Raw genomic sequence first — 20,860 nt, 5'->3', positions numbered from 1 at the left:
CAATTTAATGATTATTACTAAAGACAATCTGACGCAATTGGCGTGGGATAAAATGGATAACCTGCTTCCGGCTATCGTACAGGATGCCGTAACCGGTAAAGTACTGATGCAGGGTTACATGACCCCGGAAGCGCTGGAAGCCACACTGGACTCGAAAAAAGTCACTTTTTTCAGCCGCTCCAAGCAGCGTTTGTGGATGAAGGGCGAGGAGTCTGGCAACGTATTAAACTTGGTAGAAGTAGGCAGCGATTGTGATAACGACAGCCTGCTTATTCTGGCCCGTCCGAAAGGCCCGACCTGCCACACCGGCACGGAAAGCTGCTGGTTCGATAATCAGGCGCCGGCTTATACGTTCCTGGGTGATTTGGAACGGGTTCTGGCAGAGCGTAAATATGCGGACCCTGAGTCAAGTTACACCGCTTCACTGTACAGCAAAGGCATTAAACGCATCGCTCAGAAAGTGGGTGAAGAAGGCGTCGAAACTGCACTTGCTGCAACGGTGCAGGATAAAGAAGAGCTGAAGAACGAAGCAGCTGACTTGCTTTATCACCTGACAGTTCTGCTGCAGGCCAGCGACATGTCAATGAAAGATGTTATTGCGGTGCTACGCGCCCGTCACCAGAAGTAATCCCCATGCCCAGCTGTTGTGCCGCTTCTTTGAGTTGCGACACAACAGCGGGATCCGTGTCTTTACTGGCGGCCAGATAGCCGGTCACGGCTAGCTCGGGAATATCCATTACCGGATTGAGCTGCTCCCCGTCCACGTTTAATTTCTTCGCCGTAGCAGGAATCAGGGCAGGATCTTCGATGATAAAATCGACCATTCCCCTCAACAGATAATCCCACGAGCACTGAATATCTGCACATACCAGCATGTTCTGTCCTTCCCTGAACCCCTGTTGCTGTAGCCAGTGATAGCTGATGTCGTCCCGTTGCACGGCAAATGTATAGTTGGTGAGATAACCCTGTTTAAGTTCCCCGTTTGCAACGGGCTGGCTTTTGAGGCCAACAACGGCAAGATGAAAAGCCGACACTTCAGCCAGCCAGTGAAACTGTTTTTCACGCTCCGGTGTCCGTGCAATGGAATAGATAAGTGTGCCAGCCTGACGTTCTGCCATTGTGATACTTCTGGCCCAGGGATATAACGCAAACTCTCCTTTTACCCCGGCGGCCTCAAGGATAGCCTTTACTTTGTGCGTAGTCTCGCCGTCTACCCTGCCATATTTATTGAGGTAGTGATAAGGAGGCGATGACTCTGTCACCACCTGCAGAACTGTACTTTGAGCAGGCAGAGGGTGGCTGATAATCAAAAACAAAAGTAATACAAAAGAGATACGCATCCCTGAACCGTACCAATAGTGATTATAAAACGTACGATATCATGCTTTATCATCAATAAAAATGACACCTGACTGATTCCTTCCGTTTTCATACCTTGTTACATCTGTGGATGAACTATTTCTCCGGACAACAGCTCTGACATTCAGACCTGCAATTTCTTCAACGATCAGAGGACGACTATGAAAGACAAGCCAACCGGACTGAAGCGAATTTGGAAAGACAATCAATCCTTTTTTATATTTATCGGCCTGATGTTGTTTGTGCGTGCCGGTGTGGCAGACTGGTATTACATCCCTTCCGGTTCTATGGAACCTACCATTCAGGTTGGCGATCGCATATTTGTGAATAAGCTGGCTTATGAAATCAAAGTGCCGTTCACTGACATCAGTCTGGCTGAAACAGGCTCCCCTGCCCGCGGAGATATTATCGTGTTCGACAGTAAGGCGGCAGATAATCGTCTGATTAAACGTGTTGTGGGCTTACCCGGTGACAGAATTGCCATGCGCAATAACATCTTGTATCTGAACAATCAGCCCTTATTGTATTCCGGCGATGATGAAGATCAGCAGGAGCTATTGGGTAAAGTGCTTCATCAGATCCATCTGGATAAGAATGGCTCACCACTGTCTTCTTTTAATACGGTGACTGTTCCGGAAAATCACGTGCTGGTGCTTGGCGACAACCGTAATAACTCGGCCGATTCCAGAGTGCATGGCTTTATTCCTAAGGATGAAATCATCGGTAAGGCGTCGCATATCGCTTATTCACTGGATAATGACAACGCTTATATGCCAAGGCTTGAACGTACGTTTCAGGCACTGGAATAAAAAAATTTAATTTTTTTGCTTTGGGGTGTTGAAAAGACTTTTTCAGCACCTACATAGTAATTGTCGGCGCTTGATAGCAAGGTCGACAGAACCGCCGCCGCAATGTCGGGGCAAACATTTTAAACATATTGCTTTATAAAAAGGATATGACTATGCGTACTATCGATCTATCTCCACTTTACCGTTCTTTCATTGGCTCTGACCGTTTGGCATCACTTGTAGATGCAGCTTCACGTTCTGAGAGCCAGACTGCTTATCCCCCTTATAATATTGAATTGCTTGGCGACGATAAATATCGTGTGTCCATGGCGATTGCCGGATTTACAACTGAAGAAGTTAGCATTGTCTCCGAAGACAACACGTTAACGGTAACGGGCAAAAAAGCCCCTGCTGAAAATGACGAAGCCGGCAAAAAACAATACCTGCACAAAGGAATTTCAGAGCGCAGCTTTGAGCGTAAATTCCAGCTCGGTGATCATGTAAAAGTGACCGGCGCAGATATGCAGCACGGCCTGTTACATATTGACCTTGAGCGTGTTGTGCCTGAGGCGAAGAAACCCCGTCGTATTGAAATCGGCAATACACCGGCCAGCCACGGGTAAGCCATTCTGGTCTGCATACACAGACCTCATTTAATTAACGATTATATTTTTACGTGCCTGCAGGTGCAGGCACGGAATAACCTGAGTCGCCGGATACGGGGCTCTGCATTTACATATTGCTTAATTGGAAGGATATGACTATGAGAACTATTGATTTATCACCACTTTACCGTTCATTTATTGGCTCAGACCGTCTGGCTTCATTCATTGATAATGCTACCCGGTTTGAAAATCAGAGCGCTTTTCCTCCGTATAACATTGAATTGCTGGAGGAAAATAAATATCGCATCGCAATGGCAGTAGCCGGATTTGCAGAAAGCGAAATCACTATTGAAGTACAGGAAAATACGCTGACCGTGACAGGCAGCAAGGCTGCTGATGACAAAGAGTCATCGCGTAAATTCCTTCACAAAGGTATTTCAGAGCGCAATTTTGAACGCAAATTCCAGCTTGGTGACCATGTAAACGTATTAAGCGCGAATCTCGAAAATGGTTTGCTGAGTGTGGATCTTGAAAGAGTTATCCCTGAAGCCAAAAAGCCTAAACAGATCGCTATCGGCTCTGCGGCCCTTGAGCACAAAAGCACCGGTGAATAATCCGGAAGGGTTTTACTGCAATTAAACATAAAAACGGCACCTGCTCCCGGTGCCGTTTTTTTATTTGAATATATTGGCAGACACAAGGTAGTCAATCAGCACACGTGTGCGCTGCGGTAAGTTTTTCCGCGACGGATACACCAGTGAGAAAGCCGTGCGTTCCCCATGCCACCCGGGCAATATCTGAACCAGCTCTCCCCGCTCTGCTTCTTCTTTCACCGTAGATGGCAACAGTAAGGCCACTCCCGTTCCCATAGCCGCCATCTTGTGGATCAAATGGGGCGAGTTACTTCTGTAATATCTGGAAGGTGTTATGGTTCTGCTGCTGTCTTTACTTTGCAACCGCACATTATTGTTCCAGTGAGGTAAATCCAGCAACACCCAGGGCAATGCTTCCAATGCGTCGAGGCTCTCCGGTTCACCAAGTCTGTCCAGCATTGCAGGCTGCGCAAATATCGCAAATGTTTCCTCATGCAATACCCTGGCAATCAGCGAGGCATCGCGGGGTAATCCAATCCTGATAGCCAGATCAATTTTCTCTGAGATTAAATCAACCCGCTCGTCATCCAGTACAAAATCAATCTGAACCTCAGGAAACTGCCGGATGAACCCATCCAGTGCAGGCAGCACAAACTTGTGGGCAATATCATGATTCATGGTTATAGCGACGCGGCCGGCAGGAACAGGCATATTCGTAATGCTGTCTATATCTTCAAGTACTTCCTGCAGGATAGTTGCACGGCTGAAAACACGCTGGCCTTCCTCTGTCAGCATTAATTTTCTGGTTGAACGCTGAAGCAGCCTGCTGCCCAGAGCAGTTTCCAGATCTGCAACCTGCTCACTGACTCTCGAACGGCTGGAATGCAACACTCTGGCTGCAGCAGCAAAACTCCCCTGCTCTGCCACCACACAAAATATTGCCAGATGCCTGAGATAGGCAAAATCTATTGTACTCATTTCCCGAACACTACATTCACTTTTGTCCTACTTATCATAGCAACGACAAAGCACCATAATCTAGCCATCCGTCCAATACGGCACGGCAAAAAAGTATTAACAGGAGAATAATCATGATTGGAATTACCGGTGCAACAGGTCAGTTAGGTCAATTGACAATTAAACACCTGCTAACGAAAGAATCCGCAGACTCTTTGATCACGCTGGTCAGAGACACCGGCAAGTCGCAAGCTATGTTTGCTGATGTTGCCTCACGGCACTTCGACTACAGTAAACCTGACACGTTGACAGATGCGCTGACCGGTATCACGACACTGTTTCTTATTTCAGGCAGTGAAATCGGACAGCGTATTGAACAACATGCCAATGTAATTGATGCGGCTAAACGCGCCGGTGTGAAAACCCTGGTGTATTCAAGCTTGTTACGGGCAGACACTTCATCTCTGATGCTGGCAGAAGAGCACAAAGCCACAGAGCAACGCATTCAGGCTTCCGGCATGGACTATGTGATCTTACGGAACGGCTGGTACACAGAGAACTACACGCAGGGTCTTCAGGCTGTTCTAGACGCCGGCGTGCTGGCTGGCGCGGCCGGTTATGGCCGCATTGATTCAGCGACCCGCAATGATTACGCAGAGGCAGCAGCGAATGTGCTGACAGATATATCTGCGCACAAAGGAAACGTGTATGAGCTGGCCGGTGATGCATCGTTTACTCTGCAGGGATATGCAGACGCTGTCAGCGCTGTAACCGGTAAGCCCGTTCATTTTGAATCCATGAATTATGAGGGTTACAAACAATTCCTGCAGGATGTTGCCGGTCTGCCGGAAGGTTTTGCTCATGTGCTGGCAGATTCAGAGCATCATGCAAAAGATGGCGACCTTTCCGGCTCAAGCGATGAATTACACCGTCTGTTGGGAAGAGCGACGCCTTCTCTTATTGAAGTAATTAAGCAGTCACTGTAACGTGTCACCAGCCGTCAGCACTATGCCAGATAGCGCTGACGGTGCGGTTGTCACGGGTAACGTGGTAACTCCGGTACTGACCCGCCGTCGCGCAGGCATGATTTGGCAGGATCCGGAGTTGACGGCCGAATCCGAAACCTTGATCCGGTACCGGTAAACCATCTTTATGCTCAATGATACCGTGTTCCTGGTTTGTCTGACTGACATACCAGCCATCCAGTATATTGCCCCCGGCATCAGCAACCAGACCATATCCGTGGGAGTCAGAGCCTTTATCTCTCGACAGTCCCATCCAGCCTGCGTCCACCAGTACCTGATTCTTCTTCATCTGATGACCAATGACTGTCGTCAACACACTCATTGCAATGTCAGATACTGAACAAACCCCCAGACCTGCCATCACCAGATCAAACGTTGCGTACACACCGGCGCGGATCTCGGTAACGCCTCCGGGCTTATAATCAGACAACGCTGTTGGCGTGGATCCCACAGAAATGATGTCAGCAGGTAATCCCGCAGCTTTGAGTCTGTTCGCCGCCAGTACCGTACGGCTGCATTCCTGTTCTGCCATAGCATATTGCGCCCCGGGCGTATTACACCCGTAAGATGCACCTGCATGGGCCATCACGCCGGAAAAACGAATATGCGCAGTGTTGTGCAACTGCTCAGCCATAGAGATCAATTGTATGCTCTCAGGCCCGGCACCGGCACGGTGATCATCAACATCCAGTTCTATCATCACCCGCAGCGGCACAATGAAAGTACGACGGGCTTTTACCAGCGCCTCCACTGCCGCTTCATTATCAACGACAACAATCAGATCAACACCACGTTCCAAAAGCTCATTAACAGCAGAGAATTTATTCGGGGTTATACCCACCGCATAGAGAATATCTTTGTAACCGGCCTGCCCAAAATAGCGGGCCTCTTCCAGTGTGGAAACGGTGACAGGCCCGGGCCGCGGCGCATAAATTTCCGCAGCTTCACGGCTCTTCAGTGTTTTAACATGAGGCCGCAGTGTCACGCCGTCCCGACGACATTTCTCCTGCATGCGTTCGCTGTTCGCCCGCAACTTATTCTCGTCAATGAGGCAGACTGGGGTCACCAGAGCAGAAAAATCAGATAATAACTCAGACATAAACTAAATCAGGTAGTGGATCATAAACAGGTTCGAGCAGGCAAGAAACAGCATAGACAAGAACGTCAGGAGCATCCCTGATAAACGTTGCCAGCTTGTTCCTTCACTGTGACGCAAGCCGTAAGCATGGAGAATGCGGCCAAATAATATAGCGCAGCCACCCGCGTGCAATACCCAGTGCTGGGGATGCAAGCTTTCCAGGCACGCCAGCAGAATAAGAGTGATTGGCACATATTCGCTGAAATTGCCGTGTACACGAATGGCACGGGTAAGTTCATCATTGCCTCCGTCACCGACACCGATCCGGGCGCTGCGGCGGACATTAATAACGGCGAATGACAGGTAGATATAACACAAGGCTAACAGACTTGCGTAAAACGCAGTAATCGGGAAACTCATAATCGTCAGGTTTAATAATGGGTTATTGGTGTCTATTCTGGCAATTAAGCGGCACGCTGGCAAAGCCTTTTACCCGCTTTGACAGTGAAGTATAAAAAAAGGCCGCTTGATGCGGCCTTTAGTAAGAATTTTTAACCGAGAAGCTCAGCCAGCTCTTTGCTGACCTGCTCTACCGGTTTGGTGCCGTCCAGCTTGTGGTACTGGCAGTTTCCGGCTTCAGCTTCTGCAGAGTAGTAGTTGACCAGAGGCTTAGTTTGCTCGTGGTACACGCCCAAACGCTTACGTACTGTTTCTTCTTTGTCGTCATCACGGATGATCAGTTCTTCACCGGTTTCATCATCTTTACCTTCCACTTTCGGTGGATTGTAAACAACGTGATAAACACGACCTGAGGCAGGATGTACACGACGGCCGCCCATACGCTCAACGATAACATCATCAGGTACGTCAAACTCAATGCAATGATCTACAGATACGCCTGCTTCTTTCATTGCATCAGCCTGAGGGATGGTACGGGGAAAACCGTCAAGCAGGAAACCTTGCTTGCAGTCATCCTGGGCAATACGCTCTTTAACCAGACCAATAATGATGTCATCAGACACCAGTTTACCTTCGTCCATTACACGTTTGGCCGCAAGACCAAGTTCAGTGCCGGCCTTGATGGCCGAACGCAACATGTCACCAGTAGAGATTTGAGGAATACCGTATTTCCCCATCAGAAATTGTGCCTGAGTTCCCTTACCGGCGCCCGGTGCGCCCAGAAGAATGATTCGCATTTTGCGCTCTCCGCTTTATTTTCTCAACTGTTGGGCACTTTACACACTAAGCATCAGCGAAACAAGCCCATAGCAAGTACAGAGTCAGATTATACGACCTATGTCGCATGGTTTATGAACAATAGTCGTAAGGGCATTCGAAGGCGTGAAGACATACATTTCTTTAACAGCCAGTCGTTAAAGGTTAAGCAGCAGGAATAGTGTATTGATTTGTAAAGAAATATCTCACCTAAATAAATTTAAGTGATAGTTAAAATAAAAACGGGCCATAAAGACCCGTTTTCATATGTTTACAGTCGGTGAACCGGCTTTATTTTGCCATACTCATTAACAGACTGTTTAAATTGCGTACAAAGCTGGACGGGTCTTTCAGACTGCCCTGCTCAGACAATGCTGCCTGATCGTACAATACGCCTACCCACTGATTAAACAGGGCTTCATCCTGTACATCAGCCAGCTTTTTCACTAACTGGTGCTCAGGGTTCAGTTCGAAGTGATATTTCACATCCGGTACTGTCTGACCGGCAGCCTGCATCAGCTTCATCATCTGCGTGGTCATGCCGTTTTCATCAGCCGTGATCACCGCAGGTGATTCTGTCAGACGGTGAGTAAATTTCACGTCGACAACTTTGTCACCCAATGCAGTTTTCGCGCGCTCAAGCACACCTTCCACTTCTTTTTCTGCTTCTTCCTGCGCCTTTTTGGTTTCCTCGTCGTCAAGGTCACCTAAATCTAAATCACCTTTAGCAATAGACTGGAAAGACTTCTCATTGTACTCAGTCAGGTGAGACATTAACCATTCGTCAATGCGCTCGCCCATCAGCAACACTTCGATACCTTTCTTGCGGAAGAACTCCAGGTGCGGGCTGCTTTTCGCTGCTTGCAGACTGTCAGCGGTGACAAAGTAAATTTTGTCCTGACCTTCCTTCATGCGGCCAATGTAATCATCCAGAGACACAGTTTGCGCATCGGAATCACCATGAGTTGACGAGAAGCGAAGGAGGCCGGCAATTTTATCTTTGTTGCTGAAGTCTTCGGCAGGACCTTCTTTCAGCACGTTACCAAATTCACCCCAGAACGACTGATACTTTTCGCTGTCGTTTTTCGCCATTTTCTCCAGCATCTGCAATACACGTTTAGTACAACCCTGACGCAATGTCTGGGTGACTTTGTTGTCCTGCAGAATTTCACGGGATACGTTCAGCGGCAGATCGTTAGAATCAAGCAGACCTTTTACGAAACGCAGGTACGTTGGCATGAACTGCTCAGCGTCATCCATAATGAATACACGCTGGACATAGAGCTTCAGGCCATGATTTTGATCACGGTTCCACATATCAAACGGCGCTTTAGAAGGAATGTAAAGTAAACTGGTGTACTCACTCTTACCTTCTACTTTGTTGTGCGCCCATGCCAATGGATCAGCAAAGTCATGAGAAATGTGCTTATAGAATTCTTTATATTCTTCTTCAGAGATATCTGACTTATCCCGTGTCCACAATGCCGTAGCTTTGTTGACACTCTCCCATTCGCCGGGAACAGCCGGTGTTTTTTCACCGTCAGGACCTTCACTTTCAGGGATCTCATCTTTCCACATTTGCACCGGAATGCTGATGTGGTCGGAATATTTGCTGATAATAGAGCGCAGACGCCAGTTATCAACAAACTCTTTTTCTTCTTCACGAATGTGCAGAACGATTTCAGTGCCGCGGGCAGGCTTGTTAATTTCTGCTACAGTGAATTCACCTTCACCGTCAGAAATCCACTCAACGCCCTGACTGGCGTCGGTGCCGGCAGCACGGGTTCTTACAGTCACTTTATCAGCCACGATGAATGCTGAGTAAAAGCCCACACCAAACTGACCTATCAGTTGTGAGTCTTTTGCCGCATCACCGGAAAGCTTACTGAAGAAATCTTTGGTACCGGATTTTGCAATGGTACCCAGATTCGCAATAACTTCTTCTTTCGTCATACCAATGCCGTTATCAGCAATGGTAATGGTACCTGCATCTGCATCGGTACTGATCTTCACGTTCAGTTCGCCGTCGCCTTCGTACAGACTGTTATTTTCCAGTGCACGGAAGCGTAACTTATCGGCAGCATCAGCTGCGTTCGATACCAGTTCACGAAGGAAGATTTCTTTGTTGGAATACAAAGAATGAATCATCAGTTGCAGAAGCTGTTTTACTTCAGTCTGAAAACCATGTTTTTCTTGTTGGGCTGCTTCAGCCATAAACCAGAGTCTCCTAGCTATTTGAATCAATTTCAGTCTAGGAAGTAAGGTCGGGCCGGAATAATTTCAACCTGAAAAGTGGGGTTTTTATCAGATTTGATAAAATTGAGTGAAATGATGCTCTGCCAACGGTAATGACAGAGCAGAAAAATGCTGAAGCTTAAAGCGTGCGGCGACCGGAGAACGCGTGAGTCAGCGTGCTGCCGTCGATATATTCTAATTCGCCACCTACCGGTACACCATGCGCTATACGGCTTGCCGTGATATCAAGCCCGCTACACATTTGCGCAATATAATGTGCCGTGGCTTCGCCCTCTACCGTAGGGTTCGTTGCCAGAATGACTTCAGATACCGGAGAGGCTTTAAGTCGCGTTTCGAGTTCGGTCAGCCCGATATCAGCCGGCCCGATGCCGTCGATGGGCGACAAATGTCCCATCAAGACAAAGTATGTACCGGTAAATGTCATGGTTTGCTCGATGGCCAGCACATCCTGCGGACTTTCGACAATGCACAATACACCCGCTTCCTGACGTTTCGGCGAACGGCAGATTTCGCACACATCATCTTCGGTAAACGTGCGGCATTGCTGGCAATGCTGAATGTGCTCCATGGCATTATGCAGCACGGTGCCCAACTTCATGGCACCATCCCTGTTTCGTTCGAGCAGGTGAAACGCCATACGCTGGGCACTTTTATTGCCCACACCGGGCAAACAGGTGAGCGCTTCGATTAGCTCACCCAGAAGCGGACTGAATTTCATTGATTAAAACGGCATTTTGAAGCCAAATGAGGCTTCGTTGATGATTTGTGATGCTATGCGATATTTCGCGGCTTGTAGCGGTGTTTTCATTCTTTCCATCACTGAATATAACTCAATATCACTCTCAATTTGGCCCCTATTTGGCCCCCTGAATTAGGGGCCTAAACTATTGCCACGAAGTTGAAGAATCGATGTAATCCCCAGAATCACGAGCAAAAGAGACGATATTACTTATGTTCTCAAATTGCTCTAAATTAATGCCGAGGTCTTCCACCGAGCTTGTGACTTCGTCATAAACCTCTTTGAAGTCATTATGTGGCTTTAGGGGAGGCTCCACTGCAATGAGCGCCTGTTCCGGCATAACAATGTTCTTCTCAACTAAAGCCTTCATCCGATTCACCCACATAAGTCCATGCTCAGCAGCACTCATTGCGGTCTTCTGATCGAAAGCCAACGGTTTAATAATACGTTTGCCTTGACTAGTATTCCTTACAAAAGGAAGTGTGAATTCGTAAATCCCAGCTTTTAACTTTCGTTCGCTGTACTTGTGAGCCAGTTCATTAGCAAAAGTCTCGCGTAGAGCTTTGACCATTTGTTGCTCTCGGTACTTTTGATTTACAAAATCACGGGCAACAAATTTTTGATACAACTTATCCAACATTTTTTCAGCTCTTTCATTAGCTAAAACCCTGCTGACATTACCAAAATGCATTACAGATTCACGCTGACGGGTAAGTTCTCTAAAAACGCCGATTAATTCTTTATTTCTTAGATGGTTTGCTCGACAAAAGCTCTGTAGCCTCGTTAATTCATCGGTAAATGATTCAACCGCTTGTTTGTAAAGCTGTTTATCCATTTCTTCGAAGAAATTCGTCACTCTGCCAAAACGTTTTGGAGATACCTTGAAGATAAGCCGTCCTTCTTTAGGCTCGATCAAGACAATACCTACGTTTGCAAACTCTCTTGTCTCAATGAAAGGCATAAAGCGTACTACTGCATACTCGTATACAGAATTGCTGTTAATCATGCTAAAGCCTCCCAAAAGTTTTCGTTTACAAAGTCGTTCAATAGTACCCGTATTCTATCTATTTCTCCATCGGCATCTTTAAGTCCATCGAGCCATTCTTGAGGTATGATATTAATGACTGCATCAAAGTCTAACATAGCTTCTTCAAATTTAGCTTGATAGTGTGCTTTATCAATCACATCTGTAAATAGATCAGTTTGCCCCTTAATTACCGAACTCGCTGCATGAATACTTTTGTGATCAAGACTGGAAAAGTCATGCTCAAAGGCCAAGTTGTGGTCAAATACCACCAAATCGCCAGTAACGATGTTATAGTAGAGATTAGGGTTGCCCCCCTTATCAGTCAGCGTTCTATCACTGTTTTTTATCCAGTAATCAAACATAAAAAGATCCAATAACAGAGATTTTTTTACTTCCCTAAGCCTATCTAAATTCACTTCCTGCAAGCTATCTTTCAACTCTGAAGCGAACGCGATTCCACATCCCAAATCGTTAGTTAACTCATCGTCGCCTTCAACTAGAAGATCATCGATATACACTAGTTGAGAATCTGGTACAGGCAGGCCAAATCGAGTACCCAACTGGGCTGCAATCCATTCATAGATACATCCGAGATATGCGGCATTCAACCTCTTAACGACGTAAAGTTTTCCATCATCTCCACGGCACAGCCAGGGTTTGGTGACCCCCTGGGTCATCCGTTGTTGAATTTCGATTATGTTTATCAAGTGGTTAGCCTTTTAACTCTCTAAAAACTTCCGTTTGTATTCAATAAACAAAAGACCTCCAATAACTTCGAGGGCTGATTACCTAAATTGGAAAAGTTCGTGGCGGCATAATTTTAGCCCCTTTTTGCTAAATATTTTTTGCTATAAGATCGGCTTTAAGAAGACCACCTTTGGTAAACAACTTCGCAGAAAACTTGGGGTTACGACGCGCTTTATATGCATCAAGAATTTTCTTCAGTCCATCTGCCTCAAGAAGTGAGATATTAACTTCTGTATCCATTTCTGCACTTTCTACGAAGTCATCAGAAAACGTTGGAGCGACAATAAGCACCTGAGCAACTCGCTTTCCTGCCTGCTCACATCGATTTACATAAGCCTTAACCTGTCGTGAAGTAGTAGAGTATTTTGCAAAATCACCGTTTTTGCAGGTTTTAGCTTCCCCAACAATTACATCGTCTTCACTGAGTGAAATGAGTACATCAGCTTTGTCTTTAGCTGTGTTTATGGCTCTGCGGAGGTCTTCATCGACCAACAATCCAAGCTGTTCAAATATAGCTTTGGTAACCTCTTCGAACTTAACGCCCAAGTCAGCCTCAGCTATCTCGATATTGTCAGCTTTTAATGTTGCAAGGTCTCTCCGTGCCAAGGCCCCATAATTGTCTATGAGCTTATCTGTCGCGTCCGCAAAACTCGCAAGAATATTAAGGCGAAGATTACCGCGTTTCTTGATACCCATACTTTCGACAACAGCTTTGACTTCATCATTCGTAAGCATATAGAGGATGTCGTAAGGAGTAATACTCAAAGCCCTGAGCTTTTCTACATCAAGCTCTTCTTGCTCTTCCAGTTCAAACTCCTGTTTAAGAACTGTACTCAGAGATGGGAAGTGATTCTGAAGGGCGGCAAATAATTCTTTAAAGCCTGTTGCGCTAAGAGCATTGAACTCTTTCTCTGTGCTGGTATTCAACGCATATAGAATTAGCGACGTTCTTTCATCGAGCGTGGTTCCCAACTTGTCCAATTCAAGATCTAAATCCTGTATAAGCAGCTTGAGTCGCTCTTTTTTGTCATTAACGTTAGAGTCTTCATTAAACAAGTCATCCTGTAATAATTGTGATGCTGGGACGCCAAGCTTCATTATGTTTTCAATTTTCTCTTTCCGCTCTACGCCACGTATTTTCTTGCGATGATTCTTCAGAATGTTAGAAAGTTCTGCGTCACCGAGAGTTCGTAATATTCTAAGTAAATGCTTATCTGCGAGTTCTTTACCTTGTAACCGATGTAACAGATTAACTATTTCATCAGGTACATACACAGTTTGTAGCTTTCTACTAATAAAGACTAAGCCGATTTCTCGCAACTCGTTTAAAGCATCCTGAACACCATTTCTCGGGATGCCGTCAATCAGGTGCTCGACTCCTGCCTGGTCATCAGCTGTAACATCCAATTGTTTGGCAAGAACGTTAAGAATGCCACGTTCGTCATCCGTAATTTTAGCTTCACGGTTAATACGCTCGTCATTCGAATATGCCTCTTTAAGGCAAGCATAATAAATACCCAGCCTTTTACCATCGGTAAACGTCTCACCATCATCGACCGCCTCAATTTCAGACTTGAGTTCGTTTGCTCTGTCGTTGATAACATCCCACTCTTTTGTGTACAACGTTTCAACCCAAGTCACACGAGCTATGCAGTTACCATCTCTGCTCATAATATTTGTTAAAAGCGTCGCTTGTGCACCAAGCATTGCAAGCTGTTCCCTGACTGACTTTTCGAAGTAAGGAAGCACGATTTTAAAAAGTTGAGTAATATCGGTACTGGAAGCGTTTTTAATCTGTCCGTCTAACTTGTCGAGTTGAGCCGCAATTTTTTTATCGTGCTTTACAGCATCACCACATATTCTGTCTATAGCATTGATAAACTTAGACTTTTCAACTTGGTTAACAATAGACAACACGTTAGACAATTTCATAACAGATCCTTGTTTTTATTTGTAATTTATTAATAACTTGCTCGCCTTACAATACACCTATCTCTTTGATACTTAAAGTGTATAACGACACAAGTATTAATTTTACTATCGCCATTTGTAATTTAAGCAAACAATGATTGAGCTTTCACATATATGTGTAAATGCTCTTAGATTACAAAATAAATATCATTCCGTAGATTTTTATAAAGTCATTGCCCTCCCTGAAAATCCTCTAGTCCTAAACCTAATTAACTTCGAGGTCATTCAGATAGAAAGGAAAAATATGATTGTAAGAAATCTTTTAAAAGAAAGAACCCTCAGGTGGATTGTTGAGGAGTGTATAGTAATTGGTGATATTTTATTCGCAGTTTGGTTTGTTCAACTTATCACACAATTTGTTCCTCACCCTTATTATCCGTTCGTAGGACTGAAAGGTTGGGTGTACATTATTTCAATATACACCATCGGATTGTTTGTTCACTTGCTCAAAGAACGAGTATATGGCAAATCTCTCTGACTATTAGAGCACCGTTTCGGTGCTCTATTTTCTTTGAGAGCTTAATTTGGCGTTACTCTGACAATTTATGATTATTAATGTTTGAAACCCACTCTTCGAACTTTTGCAATGTAGTCTCATGTCGCCTCTTCAAAGCAAATTCTTGGCACATAACATCGACAGGATCACCAGAATCTTTGCCAATAGCATATTTTGCAAGCCCCAAAGCCTCTTCAAATGCTAGTTCGTTCCACTTTCTTTCATACCCAAATGGTTCAAGACCTCGCCATTCAATAAGTTCTACAATCTCTTCAGGAGAACTCCATATTGTCGGAGAGTAACCTGCGTTTTCTCTAATTCCTGCAAAGTTCTCGACAACCTGTCTTAGATAATCAAGTTGCTTTTTACTGGTGCGGGTTAATCCATGTAAATTGGCAACTTCGAGGGCTAATGAATGCAGTGTTATACCAGGCCTCTCAGTTAACAATTCTTTTGCTAATTGAGTAAGTCGTTCTTGATATTCTAGCTTAAAATAATCCGCAGCATTAAGCAGCTTGGTCGCCCCTTCATGGCTTTGCTCTTCATCTTCTATTGATTCTATTGAATTATTACTAACTATATTGAGTGATGAGCCTTTAGCTAAGACTGCTGAATCAGAGTTAAATTCTGCTTCTGCTTCTGCTTCTGCTTCTGCTTCTGCTTCTGCTTCTGCTTCTGCTTCTGCTTCTGCTTCTTGCAGACTATCTTTCTCCCTCTCCAAATCAAGAATTTCACGTAATTTTGAATCTACCTTATCAATGGCCGATTCAGGGTCGACGAAGTAATCAGTCGACCACAACCTAACAATGCTCCATCCAAGGCTTTCCAAAATTATCTGTCTTACTCTGTCCCTGTCCCTAGCAGCTGGAGAGCCATGATAAGTAGCTCCGTCACACTCCACACCAGCGATATACCTTCCAGGTTTATCTGGGTGAAGTATTCCTAAGTCGACTCTGAATTTGCTAACACCAACCTGGGTTTGAATTTTCCAGCCCTTTAAGCGAAGTGCCTGGGCAACCGCCTGCTCAAATTCACTATCGAACTGGTCTACACCATGTTCAGCGTAGGCAATTTCTGCCAATGCAATGGGGCCTTTTTCGGCGAATTCTAAGAAATGTTTGAGATGCTCTATGGCAACAGAATTGGTTCTGCTCAGGTCTATCATCGATGAGTCAAAACTACTAAATACAACAACTTCCGTTGTTGCTCTCGTGATAGCTACATTCAGTCTTCTCTCGCCACCACTCTTATTAAGCGGCCCGAAATTCATGCTCATGGTCTTGGCGCCAGGCTCGGTTGGGCCATATGCCAAGCTAAGCATAATTATGTCCCTCTCATCGCCTTGAACTGACTCCAGGTTCTTCACGAATACAGGTTCTTTATCAGGCCCGTCCTGAAAATATTGCTCTATGTTTGGATGCTGTCTTCTTGCATCGTCGAGTAAGTCTTCTATGGTTCTTTGCTGGTCAGTGTTCAGTGTTACAACACCGATTGATTTCTCACATTCGTTCTTGTCGAGGAGCCTGCGTACAATTTCTGCGACAACGGCTTTTGCTTCAACTGTATTGTTGCGCCCTTTACCTTTGGCATAGATGCCATTGACACGGTGTAGCGACACAGCGGATTCTTTCGTTTCCGCAGATGGGTAAGTAACGAGTGAATTTTCATAATACTTATTGTTAGAGAAAGCGATGAGGGTTTCATGCTTACTGCGGTAGTGCCCCATTAATCTCTTCAGAGGTAACCTAGCCGCAAGAGCCTGATCCAATATTGATTCAAGATCTTCTTCATCAGGGTCATCTGAACCAGCTCCAGCGGAAAAAAAGTTGGTAGGAGGCATTTGCTTAGGATCACCAACGATGATGACGTTCTTACCCCTAGCAATTGCGCCAACAGAATCCCAGGTCGTCATCTGAGAGGCTTCATCAAAAACAACTAAATCGAACCCCTTAAAATCAGAAGGTAAGAATTGTGCGACTGATAGCGGTGACATCATCAGACAAGGAGTAAGCTCAAGTAAGGATTCACCTAACTCCGTAATCAGTGAGCGAATAGGTATATGTCGAGTTTTCTTCTGAAGTTCTTTGGAAAGTACACCGAATTCTTTAGGGTTTCCCTCTCCGTCTTTAACGGGTTTCTCTTGAGAAGCGAGCGCAATGATGTAATCACTTGTAATCTGAGCAACCCTTTCATCAAGCTTTTTGAAGGCTTCGATTGTCTGCTCATGCGTTGATGGTTTGAATTGCCTTAACTCATTACTCTCATCGATCAGTAATGGGGCTAGCCAAGCGCAAAACCCACGCCGGAACTGTTCACTTAACTCACTGTGGTCAACTTCCCCATTTTCTAACTTGCTAGCAAGGATTTGAAGGTTCAATTCAGCAACTTTTTGCTTTGCTGACTGCCATTCACACCAATTTTTTAATTTATTTGCGTTTGAAGCTATGTCTGTGAAATTTTCGTCAACGCTTAAAAGTGACTTATTAGCCTCAATATCCAGCCCCATTAAAGAGATATCGTCGTTTTGAATACTGAATTCATTCATCGCGACAAGGTACGCTTCAGACGTAGCATAGAGCTTCGATTCTGCTAAAAACTCTCTACCATCAACAAACCATTTTTTGGCGGGTATTAGGATTTCAGCAGGTTCATCCGTTAAGCTGATCAATGCAGACAGGCACTGTCGAACCTTTAACCCTATTTCAGCCTTCTCATCAATAGCATGTGGTTCAGTGCTCCACCCCATCCAAATAGGATAATCTTCAAGTTGGACTATCTTTTGTTCAATAACTTTCTTCAGCTTCTGACATTCTTCGATCTGATCAAAAATTGAATAGTCGTCAATTTTGGATATGCCTATCGAAGCAGCCTCACTATTTATTCTACGTTTATTGAAAAATGATTTTAACCAACCAGTCTCTGCTTCTTCCGCTAATAGCCGCCACTGTTTCACAGGAACAGAGTCAAGATTGTCACATGTAACACCATGAGCAACCGAATTGATGCTCTCATCGAACTGAGCCTTAGCAGTAGACAAGTCTTTAATTATTTCAATTCTGTCTTTAGCACCTGTATCAATTGCAAATGCGATGTCATTCTTTAACGCAATATTTGCCAGAACACTTATGTTGGTTAATTTATCGAGATTACAAAGAGTTCTCTCTATCCTTTCTAGCGAAAATATGGGAAGTATTTCATCAACCTTCTCATTTAGGATGCTGAACTTTGCTTGCCAGTTTTGAATCGCAGAAAGAAGATTTGATTGCCAGAGGTTTGACCATTCTGTTGCTGATACGACTTGAAACGCGCTTATATCTAAATCACGGACGTCTGCAAATGCAATAGCTACCTGTTCAACTAAGCCTTCTGTGGCAAGGAGTTCGTCTTTAGTTGAGATTGGGGCAGCTTGAATATCCTGCGGCCAATCTAGTTTTACCTTTGAAGTTTCGTTGTTTAGTGCAATAACAGAAATTGTATCTCGTGCAGATAAACCAAATTGAGACTTGTGATGCAGTGCTCTCACATAGTTATTTAACTTTTCTTTCTTCCCCTTTAGTTCTGAAACCGTCATATCCCAGGTTCTGGGATTCAGACCTTCTCGCTTTTGCCATGCGATATTCAGTTGATCTAAGACTGCTCTCTTGTTGGCCTTATTACTATGTAGTTCAAGGCATAAATGGTCTAGGGCTACTTTTTGTAGACGACGGTAAACCACATTTAATGCCGCCATTTTTTCTGCAACAAATAAAACTTTTCGGCCTAGTCCGAGATTGTGAGCAATGATGTTTGCGATTGTCTCCGACTTTCCTGTGCCAGGAGGGCCTTCTAAAACGAAGTCCTGACTGCGTGCCGAGGCATCGACAGCAACCAACTGCGAACTGTCACAATTGAGAGGTGTATATATTTTGGCGGGGTCGAGCTTATCGTCTATTTCTTCCCTTTCAATAAACTGACTTTCTTGTGGATAAGGCTCGCGGGGGTTATCAACTAGATGCTTGACGAACATATTTTCTTTTAAATCGTCCAGCCGATTTCGAAGATCACGCCACATCAAATATTTAGCAAATGAAAATGAACCTAATACGAGTTCTTCTACCAACTCAAAACCAGCCTGCTCCCTGACTGCATCTCTTACACGCTGCCAGATATACGGCACGTCTATCCCGCTATCGTCTTCCGGCAATTCATCTTTGAACTCACTAAGGTTTATATCCTGCTCGGATTGCAAGAATTCTATTAACGTTAAGTTGAAAATAGGTTCTTCTTCCTGCAATTGTTCAACATATACGGGCGCTCTGGCACTTCGTCTTGTTAATTTAACGGGGATGAGGATCAATGGGGCTTTATAACTTCTCGAATCTTCAGGGTTTTCCTTCCACTTCAGAAACCCTAAAGCCAAGAACAGAGTATTTGAACCACCTTCTTCTAAATCATTCTTAGCCTTTCTGAACAGCTCTACTGAATTTTTCTCAAGTCTCTTACTTGGCTGATTAGCAATAAGCACATTGTTTTTCAACTGATTCAGAGCATAGTCCCGATGAACATCTGACCCAGTTTGGAGTCTGAACATCTCACTATCTCTGCTCGGGTCAAAATGCGGACTTTCCTGAGCTGACAAGAATTTAAACTTTGTACCATCAGCGAGCATATCTTCCATAGCTGCAATATCTGGACAATATAATTTTATTGATATTGCCCTATCACTGAAATTAAGCAGGCTATTTTTCTTCGTGAGATCCAATAACTTTCTAGACCATGTATCTATTCTGGTCTCTGGTGTTTCAACTACAATTTGCTCATCTTTTCTCACAGGAGGCAATGGAGGAATCACAGGTAAATCCAGTTCATCAGCCCCCTCTAACGATGTAGATTCTTCCTTTTTTTCCTCTACAGTGGACATTGGCTTTATTGACTGCGCCCTGGCCTGCGCAATGTCGATTACCATTACAAAATCTTTTTCTTTATCCTCTGAAAGCAAATCCCTTGCATGATCTTTGGCTTGTTCGAATGTTACAGGCGAATCATTGGTGACCAGAGTCGTCTCAAACAAGACTAAATCTCTGTTATCAATTCTTTTCCGAATATCCTGAGGATCATCATTGGTTAGAATCGGAAGCTTTTCATCTATTAACCATGCCCCTGCAAATGCATGACCTTTCGTAACAGCCACTACAGGATTAAGTCCCATCGCTTCTATACAACTGGCAAATAATAAAGATGAATCTAAGCAAGCAGCCATTCGCGAATGACTAATATCGGCAGCCAACCTGATACGCTGGCCTGAAGTCGCAAAACCTTGTGGTGGACTTACGTATGCAAGTTTTTCTTTGAATACTACATTCCACAATGCAGCAAGCATAACGTATGGTTTTTCTCGGGTATTAGATTGATATCCATCTACAGAGCGACCAAACCCTCCTTGTTCGAGTACGATTGCCACTTGTCTGATAAGTGATTCTACGTAAAGTCCGTTGGGCTTAACAAAAGCAGCTAACAAAGCTGGCTGCCTTTCTTCACCTCCCCAATAGTTTGCTGGTAACACATGAATTTTTTTATGTTTTTCAGCTAAGATTTTCTGACCTTCATCAAGGACAATAAAAGAAAGATCGTGAGAAACCTCTTCTGTAATTCCGAACAGTTTTTCAAAAGGAAATCTCAGTTCCTTGATCTTCAAACTAATAGATTGGCCTGGCTCTAATCTGTCTATATACCAGATTTCTTCTTCGACCCATCCGTCAATTGCTTTCAATTTGACAGTAAGTGAATTAAACGATGTAAGCTCCTGTTCATCATCCTTAGGGAAGCTTATTCGAATGGATTTCAAAACAGGATAAGCATTTTGCTGGGCAGCTAGAGAAAATGTCGAGGTGTTTTCGACGTGGATATCAATTTTCGTTTGGCTTATGTTTTTAACAACTACATCGTTCATCTTTCGGCTCCTTCCGAACATTATCCCTTCTATCTGAGGGATTATTGTTCATTAATACCCTTTCATTCTACTTAA

16 protein-coding genes are annotated in these 20,860 nt (G+C 44.5%); 5 read left to right on the top strand and 11 right to left on the bottom strand.

Annotated elements, in window-relative coordinates; genetic code table 11:
* The first annotated feature begins 7 nt into the window (after positions 1–7).
* On the top strand, positions 8–628 hold the full coding sequence (hisIE, locus tag ACXAGR_RS22825) for a bifunctional phosphoribosyl-AMP cyclohydrolase/phosphoribosyl-ATP diphosphatase HisIE (RefSeq protein ID WP_474852724.1): 621 nt from the start codon (positions 8–10) through the stop codon (positions 626–628).
* Here hisIE and ACXAGR_RS22820 read toward each other — a convergent pair.
* The gene (locus tag ACXAGR_RS22820) at positions 594–1,340 is read right to left on the bottom strand and encodes a substrate-binding periplasmic protein (protein ID WP_474852722.1); all 747 of its coding nucleotides are present in this window, start codon (positions 1,338–1,340) and stop codon (positions 594–596) included. The genes hisIE and ACXAGR_RS22820 overlap by 35 nt on opposite strands.
* A gap of 180 nt (positions 1,341–1,520) precedes the next feature.
* Between ACXAGR_RS22820 and lepB the strand changes: the two genes are divergently transcribed.
* The 3 genes from lepB (at position 1,521) to ACXAGR_RS22805 (ending at position 3,366) form a co-directional block, all read left to right on the top strand.
* Positions 1,521–2,168 carry a signal peptidase I gene (lepB, locus tag ACXAGR_RS22815; protein WP_474852720.1) on the top strand — a complete coding sequence of 216 codons (648 nt, stop codon included), beginning with the start codon at positions 1,521–1,523 and terminating at the stop codon, positions 2,166–2,168.
* A gap of 152 nt (positions 2,169–2,320) precedes the next feature.
* Positions 2,321–2,770, top strand: a complete 450-nt coding sequence (locus tag ACXAGR_RS22810) for an Hsp20 family protein (RefSeq protein WP_474852718.1) — start codon at positions 2,321–2,323, stop codon at positions 2,768–2,770.
* A gap of 140 nt (positions 2,771–2,910) precedes the next feature.
* Entirely contained in the window at positions 2,911–3,366 is a 456-nt protein-coding gene (locus tag ACXAGR_RS22805) for an Hsp20 family protein (RefSeq protein WP_474852716.1), read from the top strand.
* A 60-nt stretch (positions 3,367–3,426) separates the two neighbouring features.
* Here ACXAGR_RS22805 and ACXAGR_RS22800 read toward each other — a convergent pair whose 3' ends face one another.
* Positions 3,427–4,323, bottom strand: a complete 897-nt coding sequence (locus tag ACXAGR_RS22800; RefSeq protein ID WP_474852714.1) for a LysR family transcriptional regulator — start codon at positions 4,321–4,323, stop codon at positions 3,427–3,429.
* A gap of 113 nt (positions 4,324–4,436) precedes the next feature.
* Between ACXAGR_RS22800 and ACXAGR_RS22795 the strand changes: the two genes are divergently transcribed.
* Positions 4,437–5,288: an SDR family oxidoreductase gene (locus ACXAGR_RS22795; protein WP_474852711.1), complete on the top strand. Its 852-nt coding sequence runs from the start codon at positions 4,437–4,439 to the stop codon at positions 5,286–5,288.
* A 4-nt stretch (positions 5,289–5,292) separates the two neighbouring features.
* Here the strand turns inward: ACXAGR_RS22795 and ACXAGR_RS22790 are convergent, their stop codons facing one another.
* The 9 genes from ACXAGR_RS22790 to ACXAGR_RS22750 all read right to left on the bottom strand — a co-directional run bounded on the left by ACXAGR_RS22790 (position 5,293) and on the right by ACXAGR_RS22750 (position 20,785).
* Positions 5,293–6,426 (bottom strand): alanine racemase, encoded by a 1,134-nt coding sequence (locus tag ACXAGR_RS22790; protein WP_474852709.1) that lies wholly within the window; start codon positions 6,424–6,426, stop codon positions 5,293–5,295.
* Between the two features lie 3 nt (positions 6,427–6,429).
* Positions 6,430–6,825, bottom strand: a complete 396-nt coding sequence (locus ACXAGR_RS22785; RefSeq protein ID WP_119501890.1) for an MAPEG family protein — start codon at positions 6,823–6,825, stop codon at positions 6,430–6,432.
* A gap of 131 nt (positions 6,826–6,956) precedes the next feature.
* The gene (adk, locus tag ACXAGR_RS22780) at positions 6,957–7,601 is read right to left on the bottom strand and encodes an adenylate kinase (protein ID WP_303575456.1); all 645 of its coding nucleotides are present in this window, start codon (positions 7,599–7,601) and stop codon (positions 6,957–6,959) included.
* A gap of 310 nt (positions 7,602–7,911) precedes the next feature.
* Complete coding sequence (gene htpG, locus ACXAGR_RS22775; protein ID WP_474852707.1) at positions 7,912–9,834, bottom strand: molecular chaperone HtpG; 1,923 nt, start codon at positions 9,832–9,834, stop codon at positions 7,912–7,914.
* A gap of 160 nt (positions 9,835–9,994) precedes the next feature.
* Complete coding sequence (gene recR / locus ACXAGR_RS22770) at positions 9,995–10,594, bottom strand: recombination mediator RecR (RefSeq protein ID WP_474852705.1); 600 nt, start codon at positions 10,592–10,594, stop codon at positions 9,995–9,997.
* A gap of 166 nt (positions 10,595–10,760) precedes the next feature.
* Entirely contained in the window at positions 10,761–11,621 is an 861-nt protein-coding gene (locus ACXAGR_RS22765) for a DUF3037 domain-containing protein (RefSeq protein ID WP_474852703.1), read from the bottom strand.
* Positions 11,618–12,349, bottom strand: a complete 732-nt coding sequence (locus ACXAGR_RS22760; RefSeq protein WP_474852701.1) for a HipA family kinase — start codon at positions 12,347–12,349, stop codon at positions 11,618–11,620. Before ACXAGR_RS22760 ends, ACXAGR_RS22765 begins: the two co-directional genes overlap by 4 nt.
* Positions 12,350–12,476: 127 nt before the next feature.
* Entirely contained in the window at positions 12,477–14,321 is a 1,845-nt protein-coding gene (locus ACXAGR_RS22755; protein WP_474852699.1) for a hypothetical protein, read from the bottom strand.
* Between the two features lie 569 nt (positions 14,322–14,890).
* Entirely contained in the window at positions 14,891–20,785 is a 5,895-nt protein-coding gene (locus tag ACXAGR_RS22750) for a DUF4011 domain-containing protein (protein WP_474852697.1), read from the bottom strand.
* Positions 20,786–20,860: the final 75 nt, after the last annotated feature.

This window comes from Alteromonas sp. ABH4_457 (assembly GCF_056160625.1).
This window is presented reverse-complemented; position numbering and strand designations above follow the sequence as displayed.

Bases quoted from the DNA above. Each gene is read 5' to 3' on its own strand.
- hisIE (WP_474852724.1), top strand. From the start codon at position 8: ATGATTATTACTAAAGACAATCTGACGCAATTGGCGTGGGATAAAATG.
- ACXAGR_RS22820 (WP_474852722.1), bottom strand. From the start codon at position 1,340: ATGCGTATCTCTTTTGTATTACTTTTGTTTTTGATTATCAGCCACCCT.
- lepB (WP_474852720.1), top strand. From the start codon at position 1,521: ATGAAAGACAAGCCAACCGGACTGAAGCGAATTTGGAAAGACAATCAA.
- ACXAGR_RS22810 (WP_474852718.1), top strand. From the start codon at position 2,321: ATGCGTACTATCGATCTATCTCCACTTTACCGTTCTTTCATTGGCTCT.
- ACXAGR_RS22805 (WP_474852716.1), top strand. From the start codon at position 2,911: ATGAGAACTATTGATTTATCACCACTTTACCGTTCATTTATTGGCTCA.
- ACXAGR_RS22800 (WP_474852714.1), bottom strand. From the start codon at position 4,323: ATGAGTACAATAGATTTTGCCTATCTCAGGCATCTGGCAATATTTTGT.
- ACXAGR_RS22795 (WP_474852711.1), top strand. From the start codon at position 4,437: ATGATTGGAATTACCGGTGCAACAGGTCAGTTAGGTCAATTGACAATT.
- ACXAGR_RS22790 (WP_474852709.1), bottom strand. From the start codon at position 6,426: ATGTCTGAGTTATTATCTGATTTTTCTGCTCTGGTGACCCCAGTCTGC.
- ACXAGR_RS22785 (WP_119501890.1), bottom strand. From the start codon at position 6,825: ATGAGTTTCCCGATTACTGCGTTTTACGCAAGTCTGTTAGCCTTGTGT.
- adk (WP_303575456.1), bottom strand. From the start codon at position 7,601: ATGCGAATCATTCTTCTGGGCGCACCGGGCGCCGGTAAGGGAACTCAG.
- htpG (WP_474852707.1), bottom strand. From the start codon at position 9,834: ATGGCTGAAGCAGCCCAACAAGAAAAACATGGTTTTCAGACTGAAGTA.
- recR (WP_474852705.1), bottom strand. From the start codon at position 10,594: ATGAAATTCAGTCCGCTTCTGGGTGAGCTAATCGAAGCGCTCACCTGT.
- ACXAGR_RS22765 (WP_474852703.1), bottom strand. From the start codon at position 11,621: ATGATTAACAGCAATTCTGTATACGAGTATGCAGTAGTACGCTTTATG.
- ACXAGR_RS22755 (WP_474852699.1), bottom strand. From the start codon at position 14,321: ATGAAATTGTCTAACGTGTTGTCTATTGTTAACCAAGTTGAAAAGTCT.
- ACXAGR_RS22750 (WP_474852697.1), bottom strand. From the start codon at position 20,785: ATGAACGATGTAGTTGTTAAAAACATAAGCCAAACGAAAATTGATATC.